14 protein-coding genes are annotated in these 15,163 nt (G+C 53.2%); all 14 read left to right on the top strand.

Translation table 11 applies throughout. From position 1 onward, the window contains the following. Positions 1 to 46: 46 nt before the first annotated feature. The 14 genes from ACZMIG_RS04670 (at position 47) to ACZMIG_RS04605 (ending at position 15,135) form a co-directional block, all read left to right on the top strand. Positions 47 to 559, top strand: a complete 513-nt coding sequence (locus ACZMIG_RS04670; protein ID WP_487889154.1) for a hypothetical protein — start codon at positions 47 to 49, stop codon at positions 557 to 559. A gap of 34 nt (positions 560 to 593) precedes the next feature. Continuing rightward, a complete protein-coding gene (locus tag ACZMIG_RS04665) occupies positions 594 to 1,127 on the top strand; it encodes a hypothetical protein (RefSeq protein WP_487889153.1) in 534 nt (177 codons plus the stop codon). Positions 1,128 to 1,176: 49 nt separating this feature from the next. Then, the gene (locus tag ACZMIG_RS04660) at positions 1,177 to 1,380 is read left to right on the top strand and encodes a type II toxin-antitoxin system antitoxin (protein WP_021853714.1); all 204 of its coding nucleotides are present in this window, start codon (positions 1,177 to 1,179) and stop codon (positions 1,378 to 1,380) included. After that, on the top strand, positions 1,377 to 2,210 hold the full coding sequence (gene prmC / locus ACZMIG_RS04655) for a peptide chain release factor N(5)-glutamine methyltransferase (protein ID WP_302023486.1): 834 nt from the start codon (positions 1,377 to 1,379) through the stop codon (positions 2,208 to 2,210). The genes ACZMIG_RS04660 and prmC overlap by 4 nt, the downstream gene beginning before the upstream one ends. Positions 2,211 to 2,283: 73 nt before the next feature. Next, positions 2,284 to 2,748 carry a regulatory protein RecX gene (locus ACZMIG_RS04650; RefSeq protein ID WP_021853716.1) on the top strand — a complete coding sequence of 155 codons (465 nt, stop codon included), beginning with the start codon at positions 2,284 to 2,286 and terminating at the stop codon, positions 2,746 to 2,748. Positions 2,749 to 3,518: 770 nt separating this feature from the next. Beyond that, positions 3,519 to 5,336, top strand: coding sequence for an arginine--tRNA ligase (gene argS, locus ACZMIG_RS04645; protein ID WP_418874491.1), 1,818 nt, complete (start codon positions 3,519 to 3,521; stop codon positions 5,334 to 5,336). 196 nt (positions 5,337 to 5,532) lie between these two features. After that, complete coding sequence (locus ACZMIG_RS04640) at positions 5,533 to 6,006, top strand: RNase H family protein (RefSeq protein WP_053398226.1); 474 nt, start codon at positions 5,533 to 5,535, stop codon at positions 6,004 to 6,006. Positions 6,007 to 6,085: 79 nt separating this feature from the next. Beyond that, positions 6,086 to 6,661 carry a serine acetyltransferase gene (locus tag ACZMIG_RS04635; RefSeq protein WP_418874490.1) on the top strand — a complete coding sequence of 192 codons (576 nt, stop codon included), beginning with the start codon at positions 6,086 to 6,088 and terminating at the stop codon, positions 6,659 to 6,661. 19 nt (positions 6,662 to 6,680) lie between these two features. Beyond that, positions 6,681 to 7,241, top strand: a complete 561-nt coding sequence (locus ACZMIG_RS04630; protein ID WP_418874489.1) for a sugar O-acetyltransferase — start codon at positions 6,681 to 6,683, stop codon at positions 7,239 to 7,241. A 54-nt stretch (positions 7,242 to 7,295) separates the two neighbouring features. Next, a complete protein-coding gene (locus ACZMIG_RS04625) occupies positions 7,296 to 7,787 on the top strand; it encodes a low molecular weight protein-tyrosine-phosphatase (protein ID WP_418874488.1) in 492 nt (163 codons plus the stop codon). A gap of 359 nt (positions 7,788 to 8,146) precedes the next feature. Further along, positions 8,147 to 9,400 carry a hypothetical protein gene (locus ACZMIG_RS04620; RefSeq protein ID WP_418874506.1) on the top strand — a complete coding sequence of 418 codons (1,254 nt, stop codon included), beginning with the start codon at positions 8,147 to 8,149 and terminating at the stop codon, positions 9,398 to 9,400. A 71-nt stretch (positions 9,401 to 9,471) separates the two neighbouring features. Further along, positions 9,472 to 10,731, top strand: a complete 1,260-nt coding sequence (locus ACZMIG_RS04615; protein WP_287602644.1) for an imelysin family protein — start codon at positions 9,472 to 9,474, stop codon at positions 10,729 to 10,731. Between the two features lie 143 nt (positions 10,732 to 10,874). Further along, positions 10,875 to 12,584, top strand: a complete 1,710-nt coding sequence (locus tag ACZMIG_RS04610) for a di-heme oxidoredictase family protein (RefSeq protein WP_487889152.1) — start codon at positions 10,875 to 10,877, stop codon at positions 12,582 to 12,584. Positions 12,585 to 12,894: 310 nt separating this feature from the next. Further along, positions 12,895 to 15,135, top strand: a complete 2,241-nt coding sequence (locus ACZMIG_RS04605; protein WP_487889151.1) for a cytochrome c biogenesis protein — start codon at positions 12,895 to 12,897, stop codon at positions 15,133 to 15,135. Positions 15,136 to 15,163: the final 28 nt, after the last annotated feature.

Raw genomic sequence — 15,163 nt, 5'->3', positions numbered from 1 at the left:
ACGGCATAGCTCCCATAACTCCCATATCTCCCACAACACCCATCCCATGCTAAAGAAGAAAAGCAAGAAACAACTAATGGAATTCAGCCGTTCGCCAAAGCTGTCGGGCAAGGTCAATGTATGTCTCGGCCTGCCGCTGACAGCCCTTTGGCTGCTGCGCTGCTGGAAGATTGACTGCTGGTATAACGGCACAACGATACTTTCATACATCGTACTCCTACTGATGCTGAGCACAGGCATCTACCGCTGGGCATTCCGCAAGGGTGCCATAAGCGACACGGTTACGCTTGGAGGCTTCAGCAACCGCATGTACCTGCGCTACAGACAACTGTATATGCCGGTTGGCATTGCGGCAGGCTTTCTGCTGATATTTGTCTTCACGGCGCTACTAACATTCATAAACGACGGCATTGACGGACTTACCATCCAGAGATTATCTGAAGAACTGGCCACTTTCGGATGGATGTTTATCCTGGTTTTGTATAAAGTTCTGAAGTCATATGTCGACTTCTACGAATATTACCGCTCGCCCGAAGCATCGCGGAAGAAGGTCGACTGATATTGATTATACGGCAAACAAAGAGGAATGAAACATGATTAAACAATATCTAAGCAGCATAAGCATAACGAAATACAGCTGCAGCGCAAGGCTTTATGGCAAAATACATATCGGCATAGGGCTGCTCGTTGTGCTGTTCACCCTTGCATGTATAGCCATTGAAGGAATGCCGGAGCCGATGATTTTGATTATTATGAGTCTGATAGCCATAGGCATCTTAGGCTATGGGGCTTATTTCACATGGCTGCGCGGAAAGCCGCTGAAACGCGAAATTACGCTCGGCTCATGGTCCAACAGACTGTATCTGCGCAGCAGATGGCTGTTTATCACGGCAGGCATAATCACCAGCCTGGCAGGATATGTCGTCACTATAATGATTCTATCGCTGATTTCCAACGGCTATGAAGGCATGATTTCTGTGATGATAAAGAAGATGAACGACTGGTTCGCACTGCTGATTCTGCTCATATACAAAGTGTTTCATTCTTACATGAGCTATTATCTGTACTACCGCTCGCCCGAATACAGGGCTTCGCTGAACAAAGATAAAGACACAATACGGGCATAAACGGCAGCAAGCCGTAAGGCCGCCGGAAGCAAACCCGCAAACATAGAAGATGAAGAAAGACAACAACACCAAGAGCTTTGTCCTGCGTGTGGACTCAGAGACGATGGCAGCCATAGAGAAATGGGCTGCCGACGAGTTCCGTTCCACCAACGGACAGCTGCAATGGATAATATCGGAGGCGCTGCGCAAGAGCGGACGACTGCCGAAGAAAAAGCGCGCACGCAAAGATGAAGGAAAGGAGAATGAAGAATGACATACCGTGAACTGTGGCGCACACTCGAACCGCTGTATGGCAACGGTGAGGCGCGTGCCATTACCGACTATGTGCTAGATGTCTGCTTCGGACTGTCGAAGGCCGACATCCTGTGCGGAGCCGTTGAAGAGATGACGGCAGAAAAGACTGCAGAACTGAACAAGATATTCGGGCGTCTTATGAAAGGCGAGCCTGTGCAGTATGTGCTCGGGCGCGCCGAATTCTGCGGGCGCTGGTTCAGTGTCCGCCCCGGTGTGCTCATACCCCGCCCCGAGACCGAGGAGCTTTGCGCGTGGATAACAGCCGACAGCAAGGCTTCGGCCAGCCCGAAGGTGCTCGACATCGGCACGGGAAGCGGCTGCATAGCCATAACGCTGCAGCTCGACATGCCGGAAAGTAAGGTTACGGCGTGGGACATTTCAGCCGATGCGCTCGACGTGGCACGCGAGAACGCACAACAACTAGGCGCCAACGTAAACTTCGTAAAGCTGGATGCGCTCAACGCAAAGCCTGAAGGCGAATGGGACGTGATAGTGAGCAATCCGCCATATATCTGCGAAAAAGAGAAGAAGGACATGGCCGTCAACGTGCTGGAACATGAGCCTCACACGGCCCTATTCGTGCCCGACGCCGACCCGCTGCTGTTCTACCGCGCCATAACGCGCCTTGCGGTGCAGACGCTTAGCAAGGGCGGACGGCTGTATTTTGAGATTAACCCGATATATGCCGACGACACTTGCCATATGATGCGAGCCGAAGGCATGACGGCAGTAGAGCTGCGAAGCGACATGTACGGCAAGCAACGCATGGCAAAGGGCGTAAAGGCATAACGACAAAACAGAGCAAACAGACAACACGGCAACATACACATAGCCGGCAGTGCCGGCACAACATGACAAAGAGATGAAACAGATAACAGAACAGGAGGCATTCTTCAAGCTGTCGGCCATGTGCGCCGCAGCAGAGCACTGCCGCCACGAGATGAGCGAGAAGATGGCGCGCTGGCAGCTGCCCGACGACATGCAGGAACGCATAATGCAGCGGCTTGTTGACGAAAAGTATATCGACGAGGAGCGCTACTGCCGCTTCTTCGTGCGCGACAAGATACGATACAACAAATGGGGACGCCGAAAGGTGGAACAGGCGCTGATGATGAAGCGCATACCACGCGACATAATATCAGGCGCGCTCGGTGAGGTTGACGCCGAAGAATACATCGCCGTGCTGCGCCCCCTGCTGCAGAGCAAGCGCAAGACGATAAAGGCGGCAAGCGAATATGAACTTAACGCCAAACTGATAAGGTTTGCCATGGGCCGCGGCTTCGACATGGACATAATAAGAGAGTGTCTCGACTGTGAGGAGTTTTAAGCCATACCATCCGCCACGATATGGCTTCACGGTATGCCAATGGCCATGACACGCGTTGGAAATATGACTCACAGAAAGTGTTATATGGGCAATCCTGCATGCCATGAGCGGAGATTAAGGCATACGGGAAACGGTAAAAAGTCAGGACAAAATTATTTTTCAATCCAGAAAAACAAAGTATAATGTATGTTAACAGACATACGTTATACCATGCAATAAATTAACCTTTCTTTACTTTCCGACAGTTTTTAGCCGCCGAAACTTATGATTTCGGCAGCCAAAAGCATGCCTTTCAGCATGCAAAAGGCATGTTTTCGCACTGTAAAAGGGCACCTTTTGCAGCGCAAACAGCCGTATAACGGCAAGCAGAAAACCGCAAGGCGGCACACAACCGGCGTAAATCACGGCATATCAACACATTACACAAAACGTTCATTTTTCGCCATTTTTACGGCAAAACCACGCTGCAGCGGAGAGCACCGCTGCTCTGAGAGCGTCAAACGGACGGCGAACGGTAAAATTATTTTACATATCACATCAAGCCGCAGCATAACCACAGGCGCATAACCGGCCTGCGCCCTGACGCCCGAACGCCATGGCCGGCGGCAACATCAGAGCGTATTTTGTATGCCGTGCGGCAGATTTCGGCTCACGCGGCAAACGGTTTGCCCTTATTTTTTATTGTTCATGCCGCGTATAGTTCTTATTTTCAAACAAATTGCTTACCTTTGCAAAGCAAAAAGATGAAAGAGAAATAACAAACTAAAGAAATGAATATAGCAGGTGAGATTAGCAGCAGCGTGATAAAGGCCGTGAAGGAGCTTTACGGAGCCGACATCACAGAGAACATGGTTCAGCTGCAGAAGACAAAACGCGAGTTTGAGGGTAGCCTTACCCTGGTGGTTTTTCCGTTCCTAAAGATATCAAGACAGAAGCCCGAAGCTACGGCCGAGGCCATTGGCAACTGGCTGGTTGAAAACTGCGAGCACGTTGAACGCTTCAACGTGGTCAAGGGATTTCTTAACCTCGTGCTGGCACAGCAGTCATGGATCAAGCTGCTCAACGCCATCAGCGCCGACGAGCACTACGGCGAGCGCAAGGCAGGAGCCGACGCTCCGCTGGTGATGATAGAATACTCATCGCCCAACACCAACAAGCCGCTCCACCTGGGACACGTGCGCAACAACCTGCTGGGCTGGAGCCTTGCACAGATTATGGAGGCAAACGGCAACCGCGTTGTCAAGACCAACATCGTGAACGACCGCGGAATACACATCTGCAAGTCGATGCTGGCATGGCTGAAATGGGGCAACGGCGAGACACCCGAGACAAGCGGCAAGAAGGGCGACCACCTGATTGGCGACTACTATGTGGCCTTCGACAAGCACTACCGCGAGGAGGTTAAGGAGCTTGAGGCTAAGTTTAAGGCTGAGGGCATGACCGACGAGGAGGCCGAGAAGAAGGCCAAGGACGAGGCTCCGCTGATAAAGGAGGCTCACGACATGCTCGTGAAATGGGAAGCCAACGACCCCGAGGTGCGCGCACTGTGGGAGAAGATGAACTCATGGGTTTACGCCGGATTCGACGAGACTTACAAGGCTCTGGGCGTAGGTTTCGACAAGATATACTATGAGTCGCAGACTTATCTGAAGGGAAAGGCAAAGGTGGAGGAAGGACTCGAGAAGGGACTCTTCTTCCGCAAGGACGACAACAGCGTATGGGCCGACCTCTCTGACGAGGGCCTCGACCAGAAACTGCTGCTCCGCTCTGACGGCACATCGGTGTATATGACTCAGGACATCGGTACGGCAGAGATGCGCTTCAACGACTACCCAATAGACAAGATGATATATGTTGTGGGCAACGAGCAGAACTATCACTTCCAGGTGCTGTCAATATTGCTCGACCGCCTCGGCTTCAAGTGGGGCAAGGAGCTTGTCCACTTCTCTTACGGCATGGTGGAGCTGCCTAACGGCAAGATGAAGAGCCGCGAGGGAACGGTGGTTGACGCCGACGACCTGATAGCAGCGATGATAGACGACGCACGCCGCACAAGCGAAGAGCTGGGCAAGTTTGCCGACATGAGCGACGAGGAGCGTGCCGAGGTTTCGCGCATGGTAGGTATGGGTGCGCTCAAATACTTCATCCTGAAGGTTGACGCCCGCAAGAACATGCTGTTCAATCCTGAAGAGTCAATCGACTTCAACGGCAACACAGGTCCGTTCATTCAGTACACTTACGCCCGCATACGCAGCATCCTGCGCAAGGCCGAGGCTCAGGGCATAGCAATGCCCGAGGCATTCAGCGGCAACGTAAACCTGAGCGTCAAGGAGACAGAACTGATACAGAAGATGAACGAATATGAGGCTGCCGTGCGCCAGGCCGGCATCGACTACAGCCCGAGCGGCATAGCCAACTATTGCTACGAGCTGACCAAGGAGTTCAACCAGTTCTATCATGACTTCAGCATCCTCGGTGCCGACACTGACGACGAGAAGGCTCTGCGCCTGCTCATCGCCAAGAACGTGGCCAAGACTCTGAAGAACGGCATGCGCCTGCTCGGAATTGAAATGCCGGAACGTATGTAATAATTGTTGAGGAGTTAGAGTAGTTAAAGTAGTTATCGCTCACGGTGTGAGCTTAGTAGTTAAAGTCAAATGCCTTCAAGGCGTGATTTTAGTTTTGTTCAACTGCTCTAACTCCTTTATCTTTCATGATATCAACTTATCTTATTTCATCAGCCAAGGTGCTCAATATAAACTGCTCCACTAAATACCAGTTATTATGAATTATGAATTAAACAACTGCAATCCGCCTGATTACAGAAACGATACTGTGTTGCCATTGCCTATGGAAGTTAAGGCTGACGCATGGGCTGTTGACGCGGCGTGCAGCGGCAATCCGGGACAGATGGAGTACAGGGGCATCGACCTTACTACGGGCGCTGTGGTGTTTCATTACGGTCCGGTGTTCGGAACAAACAACATTGGCGAATTCCTTGCCATCGTGCATGCGCTGGCGCTTATGGAGCAGAAAGGCATCAAGAAGACCATATACAGCGACAGCTTCACCGCCATAACATGGGTAAGGAAGATGCAGTGCAAGACAAAACTGGAGCGCACGGCCAAGACCGCACAGCTGTATAACGTCATAGCAAGAGCCGAAAACTGGCTGCGCACGCACACGTTCCGCACGGAACTCATCCAGTGGGACACGCGCAAATGGGGAGACATTCCGGCCGACTTCGGACGAAAATAGCCCCGCGTCTGCAATGCAGGCATACAAATAAGCCGGCATGACGGCATAAAAAGTTATAAAAACATCAACCTGAAACATCATGAATCCTTACACACAATGCGCCCTGCTCTCGGCCTCAACGTTGAGAATGTTGCCGCACATACTGCTATATCTGCGCTTCAGGAAGACCATTGACGCCGACCTTGAGTCTTACGGAGAAGGCAAGGGCGGCATACTTACCTTTATTAAGGTATGCACACGGCAGAAGGTGTTCCGCAACCTGTTCTATTATCGCCTTGGCGAATACCGCTCCGTGTTCATCAAGTGGCTCATGCCCGAGGACAAGTCGCTCCACATAACGTGCCCGTCGATAGGCGAAGGATGCCATCTAGAGCATTCTTATTCAACCTATCTCAACGCCGACAGCATAGGCCGCAACTTCTATTGTCTGCACCTAGTTACGCTCGGCAACGGCAAGGACGGACGCCCCACCATAGGCGACAACGTGAGCATATACACAGGTTCGATGGTGTTCGGCAAGGTAAAGATTGGCAACAATGTCAAGATTGGCGCCGCCACAGTTATATATAAGGATGTGCCCGACAACTGCACCGTGGTGGGCAATCCGGCCGTTATAGTAAAGAAGGACGGCAAGAAAGTGAATATTCCATTATAACAAAATATCAACAAGACACATGACCGAATTTGAGAAAATGCGCAGCAGCCAGCTCTACAACTTCTCCGACCCGGAGATATTCAAGAGTCTTGACCACGCAAAGAAGCTGTGTGCCAGGCTGCAGACAGTCACCATAACAGACGACTGCTACCGTGAGATGATTGAAGACCTCATACCCGGCATACCAGAGGACAGCGTGGTGTGCCCGCCGTTCCACTGCGACCACGGCAACGGTATAACCATGGGGCGCAACGTGTTCGTAAACTACAACTGCGTGATGCTCGACGGAGGCCGCATTACCATAGGCAACAACGTGCTTATAGGCCCCAACTGCCAGATATACACGCCGCAGCATCCGATGGACTACGTGCCGCGCCGCGGTACGATAGAGACGGCTTATCCTGTAACCATAGGCGAGGACACATGGCTCTGCGGCAGTGTTATCGTGTGTCCAGGCGTAACGATAGGCAAGCGATGCATCATTGCTGCCGGCAGCGTGGTTACTAAAGACATACCCGACGACTCGCTCGCGGCAGGCAATCCGGCAGTGGTAAAGCGCCGCCCGGTGGTTGACAAATAAGCCACGCGCGGCCCATCTTCATCACTATACAACAACAAAGATTATTTTCTGATTATGAAACCAGTTGACAAGAAGTCTCTTCTCTTTGTGTGTCTCGGCAATATATGCCGCTCTCCGGCTGCCGAGGCAATACTGAAATATAAGCTCGAAGACAACAAGCGCCTGGCAGGACGCATTGAGGTAGACTCTGCCGGCATCGGTTCATGGCACGAAGGGCAGCTGCCCGACCGCCGCATGAGAAGCCACGGAGCAAGCCGTGGATACGACCTGAGCAGCAGGGCAAGACAGATTAAGCCTGCCGACTTCAGCCGCTTCGACTATGTCTTCGCGATGGATCATCAGAATGTGGCCGACCTTAACCGCGTGGCACGCAACGACGACGACCGCAAGAAGATAATGTGTACGGCCGACTTCATGAGCCGTCATCCGCAATACGACACCGTGCCTGACCCATATTACGGAGGCGATGCCGACTTCGAGCTGGCTCTCGACCTTATAGAAGATGCCTGCGACGGCATCATTGCATGGCTCGAAAAACAGCTGTAATGCTCTGACAAGCAATGCCTAAGCCATAGCAACGCTGACAGCATACCCATTTATTATTAGCGCCGCATATACCTGCAAATAGGTATATGCGGCGCTCTGTTTTCACACCCCAGCACACTTAACGCTGCCAAACATGGCTCATCGTGCCGTGCAAGACGTGAAAACAGGCCGGCCATCACCCTTTTTGGTGATTCGAAACGCACATTCATTTAATCTTATTTTACCGATTTTTAAGTATTGTAAACATTTTTACAAGCCATTACCTTTGCATCGAAAAATCAAAAAATAAGACATAAATGAACTTAACGGGAAAAACTTTTCTGACATGTGCCGCAGCCATTCTGTTCACTTCCGCACAGATGCAGGCACAACATTCGGCTGCCGACAGCGTGTATCAGCACGCCAAGGGCAACCGCCTGAGCATCGGCGGATATGGCGAGGTGGCACTGACACGCAACTTCTACAGCGACAACGTTTATCGTTATTCTAACGCAAGCCAGTATAAGAACGATCCAAGCCACGGACGCTTCGACATTCCGCATGCCGTGATATACATAAGCTATGACTTCGGAAAGGGCTGGAGCATGTCGAGTGAGATTGAGTTTGAGCACGGCGGAGCAGGCGGTGCCGTTGAGAAAGAGTTTGAAGAGGCCGGCGAATGGGAGCAGGAAACCGAGAAAGGCGGTGAGGTGGAGCTGGAGCAGTTCTGGATTCAGAAGTCGTTTGCACGCTGGGCAAATATCCGTATCGGACATATAGTAGTACCCGTAGGCCTCACCAACGCCCATCATGAGCCGCTCAACTTCTTTACAGTCTACCGCCCCGAAGGCGAATCTACCATTCTTCCATGCACATGGCACGACACAGGCATCAGCTTCTGGGGCCGCTCGGGCGACTTCCGTTATGAGCTGCAGTTCATCGCCGGACTCGACGCCTTCATGTTCGACCGCGACAACTGGGTGCAGAACGGTGCCGGTTCGCCATTCGAATTTAAGGTGGCCAACAAGTATGGCTTTGCCGCACGCATCGACAACTACACAATTCCGGGCCTGCGCATCGGTCTTAGCGGATACTACGGACAGTCGATGCACAACACCTATCCGCACGACATGGAAGGCGAAGGCAAGGCCAACGACAAGGTTAAGGGCAACGTATATATCGGAGCTTTCGACCTCACCTACTCGGGCCACAACTGGATTGTAAGAGGTAACGCCGACTACGGATATGTGAGCGACGCATCGAAGATAAGCGCCATAAAGCGTAACCTTGTGTCGAGCGGCGCGCCTTATAAGAAGTCGCCCGTAGGCAAGAATGCCGTAGCAGCAGGCATCGAGGCCGGATACGACATTTTCTCACAGATACCCAAGCTCAGAAACAAAAACCAAAAACTGTATGCCTTTGGCAGATATGAGTACTACGACTCATACATTCCTGCCGCCGACCAGGCCGACTACGAATATACCGACCGCAACCGCATGGCCGTAGGCCTCAACTACTACCCTGTTCCGCAGATTGTCGTGAAAGGTGAATACTCAAAGAGATTCCTCAAATCAAAATACAACGACGAGCCTTCGGTGTCGATAGGCGTGGCATATCAGGGATTCTTCCTGTAAGACGACGAAGCCGGAGACCCTGAATGTATAGAAGAAACGATACAAGTATTAATATAAAAACAAAGTAAGCTATGGAAAAAATCTTTAAATTGCCCCTTGCCCTCATGCTCGGAGCAGCAGTAATGTTTGGTTTTTCGTCATGCAGCGACGATGACGACATCGACGACGGCAGTGCGTTGACAGAGAAAGAAGCCTTCCTGAAAGAGGCGGCAGGCGTGTATGTGAACGACGTTGTATATTCAACCTACGGAAGTCTGGCAGCAGAGACAAACAGTCTTTACGAACAGCTGTATGCCGTTAAGGAGAAGTTTAAGACAGACCCGAACTCGGTTACGCAAACTGAGATTGACAACATCTGCGCCACATTCCTGAGTGCGCGCGCCTATTGGGAAAAGAGCGAGGCATTCCTGTTCGGCGCAGCAACCGACTTCGGCATCGACCCGCACATCGACACATGGCCGCTCGACCTGGAAGGACTGGCTACTGAACTGAAGAACACCGACAAAGTGGCCAACATGGACGGCGAAGACGGCATATCCTATGCAGCCAACAAGCTGGGACAGGAGCTGCTGGGATTCCACGGCATTGAGTTTATCATCTTCCGCGACGGCGCCAACCGCAAGATAGAGAAGCTGCGCGGCGTTGAAGACGACCCTGATTTTGTTAAGGTGGCAACAAACGTTACAGGTCTTGAAGAACTGATTTATGCCACAGCCGTTGCCGGCGACCTGCGCGACCGCTGCTATCAGCTCAACGTATCATGGAACGCCGACGCACCCGAAGAGCAGCGCACACGTGTCGTAGACGAGTGTGAACTGCCTTGCACCGTGGGCAGCGGCAACAACTCTTACGGCACAAACATGCTCAATGCCGGTCAGGCCGGAAGCACCTATGCCATGTGGCGCGAGGTGGCAAGCACCATCCTGCTGAGCGGATGCGAGAATATTGCGAAAGAAGTGTACTCACAGAAGATGGGACTTGCCTACAGCGGCGAAGACCCCAACTACATTGAGTCGCCCTACAGCAAGCGCTCCTTCTATGACTTCTACGACAACATCATAAGCATAGAGAACAGCATATACGGCGGCGTTGAGGGCAACCGCAACGAAAGCAAGTCGATCATGGCGTACTTGAAAAAGTATAACCCGGAACTTGCCGCCACGGTTGAGACAAACATAAAGAACTCTCTCGATAAGCTTACGGCATGCCAGAACAGCGGCACTGCCTTTGTTGACAATCCCAAAGCTCAGTGTGTGGCCGACGCCATAGCTGCCATAGAAGCGCTCGACGCAAGCCTGACGGCAGCATCAACATGGATTGCAGCCAACTGACAATACTTTTTAAAGGTTATTAGAAGTTATGCCACGGCAAGCCGTCACACGGTCTGCGTGGCGTAACTTTACGCCTGAAAGGCAAAAGCAATCGCTGAACCGATAAAGAAAGCAAAGACAAAGTAATCTTAAAACAGCATATTATGAAATTTATAAATATCAGAAACTGTCATTTTGCCGCCCTCGCGGCGTGTGCCTGTCTGTCGTTTCAGGCCTGCACTGACGATGAGCGCCTGCCGGAGAACACGGGCGACATTGAGTATGTCGGACAGGATGTGGGCAACTTCTCGGCCGACGAATGGTATCCGGGCGGCAAGCTCGGCACTACCGAAAACGTAGGCGCGGGCTGCTATGAAGACGACGCCCCTATAGTAGACGAAATGGGACTGCTAAGTGAGTTTCATCTCGGCGAGGTGTTCTTTGAGCGCAACTTCAACACGAGCACTCCGCCGTTCAACGGTCTCGGACCGGCATCGGTCAGAAAGTCGTGCATCGACTGCCATCCGGGTTACGGTCACGGCAAGCGGCAGGAGTCATACAAAGCAGGCTTCGGCAACGGCTACCTGCTCGTGATATATCATCCCGAAGACGGAGCCAACAGCAACGACGGCCCCTACATCAGCGAGGTGACGGGCATGCCGCAGACACAGGCCGTGTCGCCGTTTCTTCCGCCCGTTGACGAGGACAAAATCTGCATGACATGGAAAACCGTGGAAGGTACGATGCCGAGCGGACTGTCGGCAACGGAGTTTCCCGACGGCGAGAAATATCAGCTCATATATCCCGAAGTGACCATTTCGCAGGATGCGTTCAACACCGACCCGAAGCCTACCAACATTGCCGTGCGCCTGGAGTCAACGATAGGCATAATGGGCACGGGACTCATTGACGCCATACCCGAGGACTCGCTCAAGAAGCAGTATCAGGAGGAAGCTAAATACATAGAGCTCAACCCTGCCATGTGGGACAAGGCCGCCAACGACTGGGCATCTACGGCCTACTACACCAACTGGACTTCGCCGGGCGCGCTGGCCGACGGCACTCCCGTCACGGGGATGATAAAGCGCTATACCTATGCGCTGACACGTGCCAGCCTGCAGGACGGCGCCGGCGCCAACGCCATGTGGAACATTCCGAACGTGAGCCGTCCCGACCGCCCGAAGCTCTACACCACCGACGCGTGGGCTTTGGCCATGTCGAAGAATCAGGATGTGATTGCTGCGATAAAGAGCGACCCTACGTCGCCGTATTATGCAGACGGAACTGACAGCGGTATTGCCGACGCCGTGAAGAATCTGCTGTCACCAAGCACCAACCAGTTTGACAACCAGTGGCACAACTTTGAGCCGGAGATGAGCAACGACAACTTCTACGCCTTCATGGTGTGGCACCGCGGACTGGCCATACCTCGCGCCCGCAACCTTAACGACCCTGATGTGCAGCGCGGCAAGAAGCTGTTTATGGAGATGGGCTGCGCAACATGCCACCGTCCGTCGTGGACAACGGGCGACGACAACTACTGGACGCCCGACGTGATAAAGGGCAAGCCGCTGCCTAAGTATCCGCGCCAGAAGATTTATCCTTACTCTGACTTTGTGCAGCACCGTCTGCATATGATCAACGACATTCACGGTTCATGGTGCCGCACCACACCGCTGTGGGGCCGCGGTCTGTCGCTGATTAACACCGGTGCGCAAGACCGTCTGCACGACTGCCGCGCACGCAACGAGATAGAGGCCATAATGTGGCATGCCTACAGCAAGGAGAGCGACGCATACGCCTCGGCAGCAAAGTTCTATAACCTCAGCAAGGCCGACCGCGACGCCGTGGTGAAGTTCCTGCAGGCGATATGATTATTATTTGTAGTTAAAGGAGTTAGAGTAGTTAAAGGAGTTAGAGTAGTTAAAGGAGTTAAAGTCATATGTCTTGTGGCTTTACTCCTTTTGAATATTGTGAATAAGTAATTCAATAAATATTTTTGCTTTGACTCCTAAAGAGCAATGCTATTAACTTTAACTCCTTTAACTACTCTAACTCCCGTCTTACAAAAGTGAAAAATCCAAATACGTAGTGGTTGATAAGAAGCAACAAGGCTATTGACTTTAACTCCTAGCCAACTTGTTGGCGATAACTACTTCTAACTCCTTTAACTCCTAAAAACACATGACCCTTTCCCGTTCCCTCCTTGCTCTTTACGTGAGCATAATAACGATAATGGCTGCGGCCACGATAACAGAGAAATACATGGGCAGCGACTATGTTGGCGACGCCATATACGGCTCATGGTGGTTTGCCGCCATGTGGGCACTGCTGGCGGCAGCGGGCGTGGCGTATATCGTGAAGAGGCGCATAAGGCGCGCGTCGGTGGTGCTGCTCCACGGCTCGTTCGTCGTGATACTGCTCGGCGCCCTGCTCACCCACGTGTCGGCATCGCAAGGCACGGTAAGGCTGCGGCTCGGCGAGACAACCGACACGTATGTGGTCAGCACGAAAGACGGCGACATACAGCACAAGCTACCGTTCAAGCTAAGGCTGAAGTCGTTCGACATACACTATCACGACGGCACAAAAGCCGCGGCCGACTATGTAACAAGGCTCACCGTTACCGACGGCGACAAGACCACAGAGGCACTTGTGTCGATGAACAACATATTCAGCTACAAGTCTGTAAGGCTCTATCAGATGTCTTACGACCCCGACATGCGCGGCAGCGTGCTCTCGGTCAACCGCGACCCGTGGGGCATACCCGTAACCTACTGCGGCTACGCCCTGCTCTTTATTGCAATGGTGTGGATGCTCATCGACCCCAAGGGGCCTTACCGCCGCCTGCTGCGCAGCGACATCGTGAGAAAGGGAATGATGACCTTTGCGCTGCTTGTCGCCACTACGTTCATGGCTCACGGCGCAACAACGCTGCCCAAGGAGACTGCCGACAAGTTCGGACGGCTGTATGTTCTCTACAACAACCGCGTATGCCCGCTGCAGACTCTCGCCATAGACTTCACGAAGAAGCTGTGCGGCAGCGCAAGCTACGGCGGCTACACGGCAGAACAGGTGCTGATGGGCTTCGTGATGTGGCCCGACGAGTGGAGCCGCGAGCCGCTGCTCAGACTGAAGGGCGGCGCCCTGCGCGACAGGCTGCAGCTGCCCCGCCACTGCGCCATAAACACCTTCTTCAACGACATGATGGGCGGATACATCATTGGCCCCTACCTGAACGAATACTACAACGGGCACGACGACGAATTTCACCGCCAGGTGGCCGACGTAGACGCGCGCATACAGCTCGTGATGGACCTGCGGCGCGGCAAGCTGCTGAAAGTGTTTCCGTATACCGTCAACGGCAACACCACATGGTATGCCCCAACAGACCTCATGCCCGACTCTGCCGTAGCCCCGGCCGACAGACAGTATATGCAGAACGTATTTTCGCTGATATATCAGGAGGCGCTGGCAGGCAACATGGCTTCTGTGGGCAACATAGCCGACAAGATGCTGCGCTATCAGCACAAAAACGGCGGCAGCTCGCTGCCTTCGGACATGCAGACGCGGGCCGAACGGCTGTATAACGCCGTGCCCTTTGCCACCATCCTCTTCATGCTCAACCTCGGCATGGGCTTCGCCACGCTGTTTGCCGTTCTCTGGCTTATGACACGCCCCACAAGGCGCACCTTACGCGGCAGCATGCTAATGAAAATTGCAGTAGCTGTCATGCTGTTTTCTTTCGCGGCGCTCACTCTCTGCGTGGCTCTGCGCTGGCTGATAAGGGGCACCGCACCCATGGCAAACGGCTACGAGACGATGCTGCTCATGGCATGGATAATCATGGCGGCGTCGCTGCTGCTGTGCCGCCGTTTCGCCATAGTGCTCACCTTCGGCTTCATCATGTCGGGCTTCTTCCTGCTCGTGTCGCACATAAGCCAGATGGATCCGCAGATAACCCACATCATGCCGGTGCTGCAGTCGCCCCTGCTCAGCATCCACGTGTCGGTGATAATGATGGCCTTCGCCCTGCTCTCGCTCACCTTCATCTGCGGCATCACGGCCCTGCTGCTGCGCGCCATGAGGGGCAGTCGTGCAGAGGGGCTCGCCGCGCAGCTTGCAGCCCTGCGCGCCCTGTCGCAGCTGTTCTACTATCCTGCCATGACAGCCCTGGCCGTAGGCATATTCGTAGGCGCGGTGTGGGCCAACGTGTCGTGGGGCACCTACTGGAGCTGGGACGCCAAGGAGGTGTGGGCGCTGATAACCTTCATGGTGTATGCCGCGGCTGCACACGGGACGTCGCTCCCGATGATGCGCAGGCCCATGCCGTGGCACGTGTTTATGGTGGCGGCCTTTGCCACAATACTGATGACATACTTCGGCGTGAACTATTTTCTCGGCGGAATGCACTCGTATGCATGACGCCGGGACAGAGCCGATGCACCCGGCG

The organism is Xylanibacter sp., from assembly GCF_057607445.1.
Note: the sequence above shows the minus strand (reverse complement) of the source record. Positions and strands in the feature narration are given on the sequence as shown.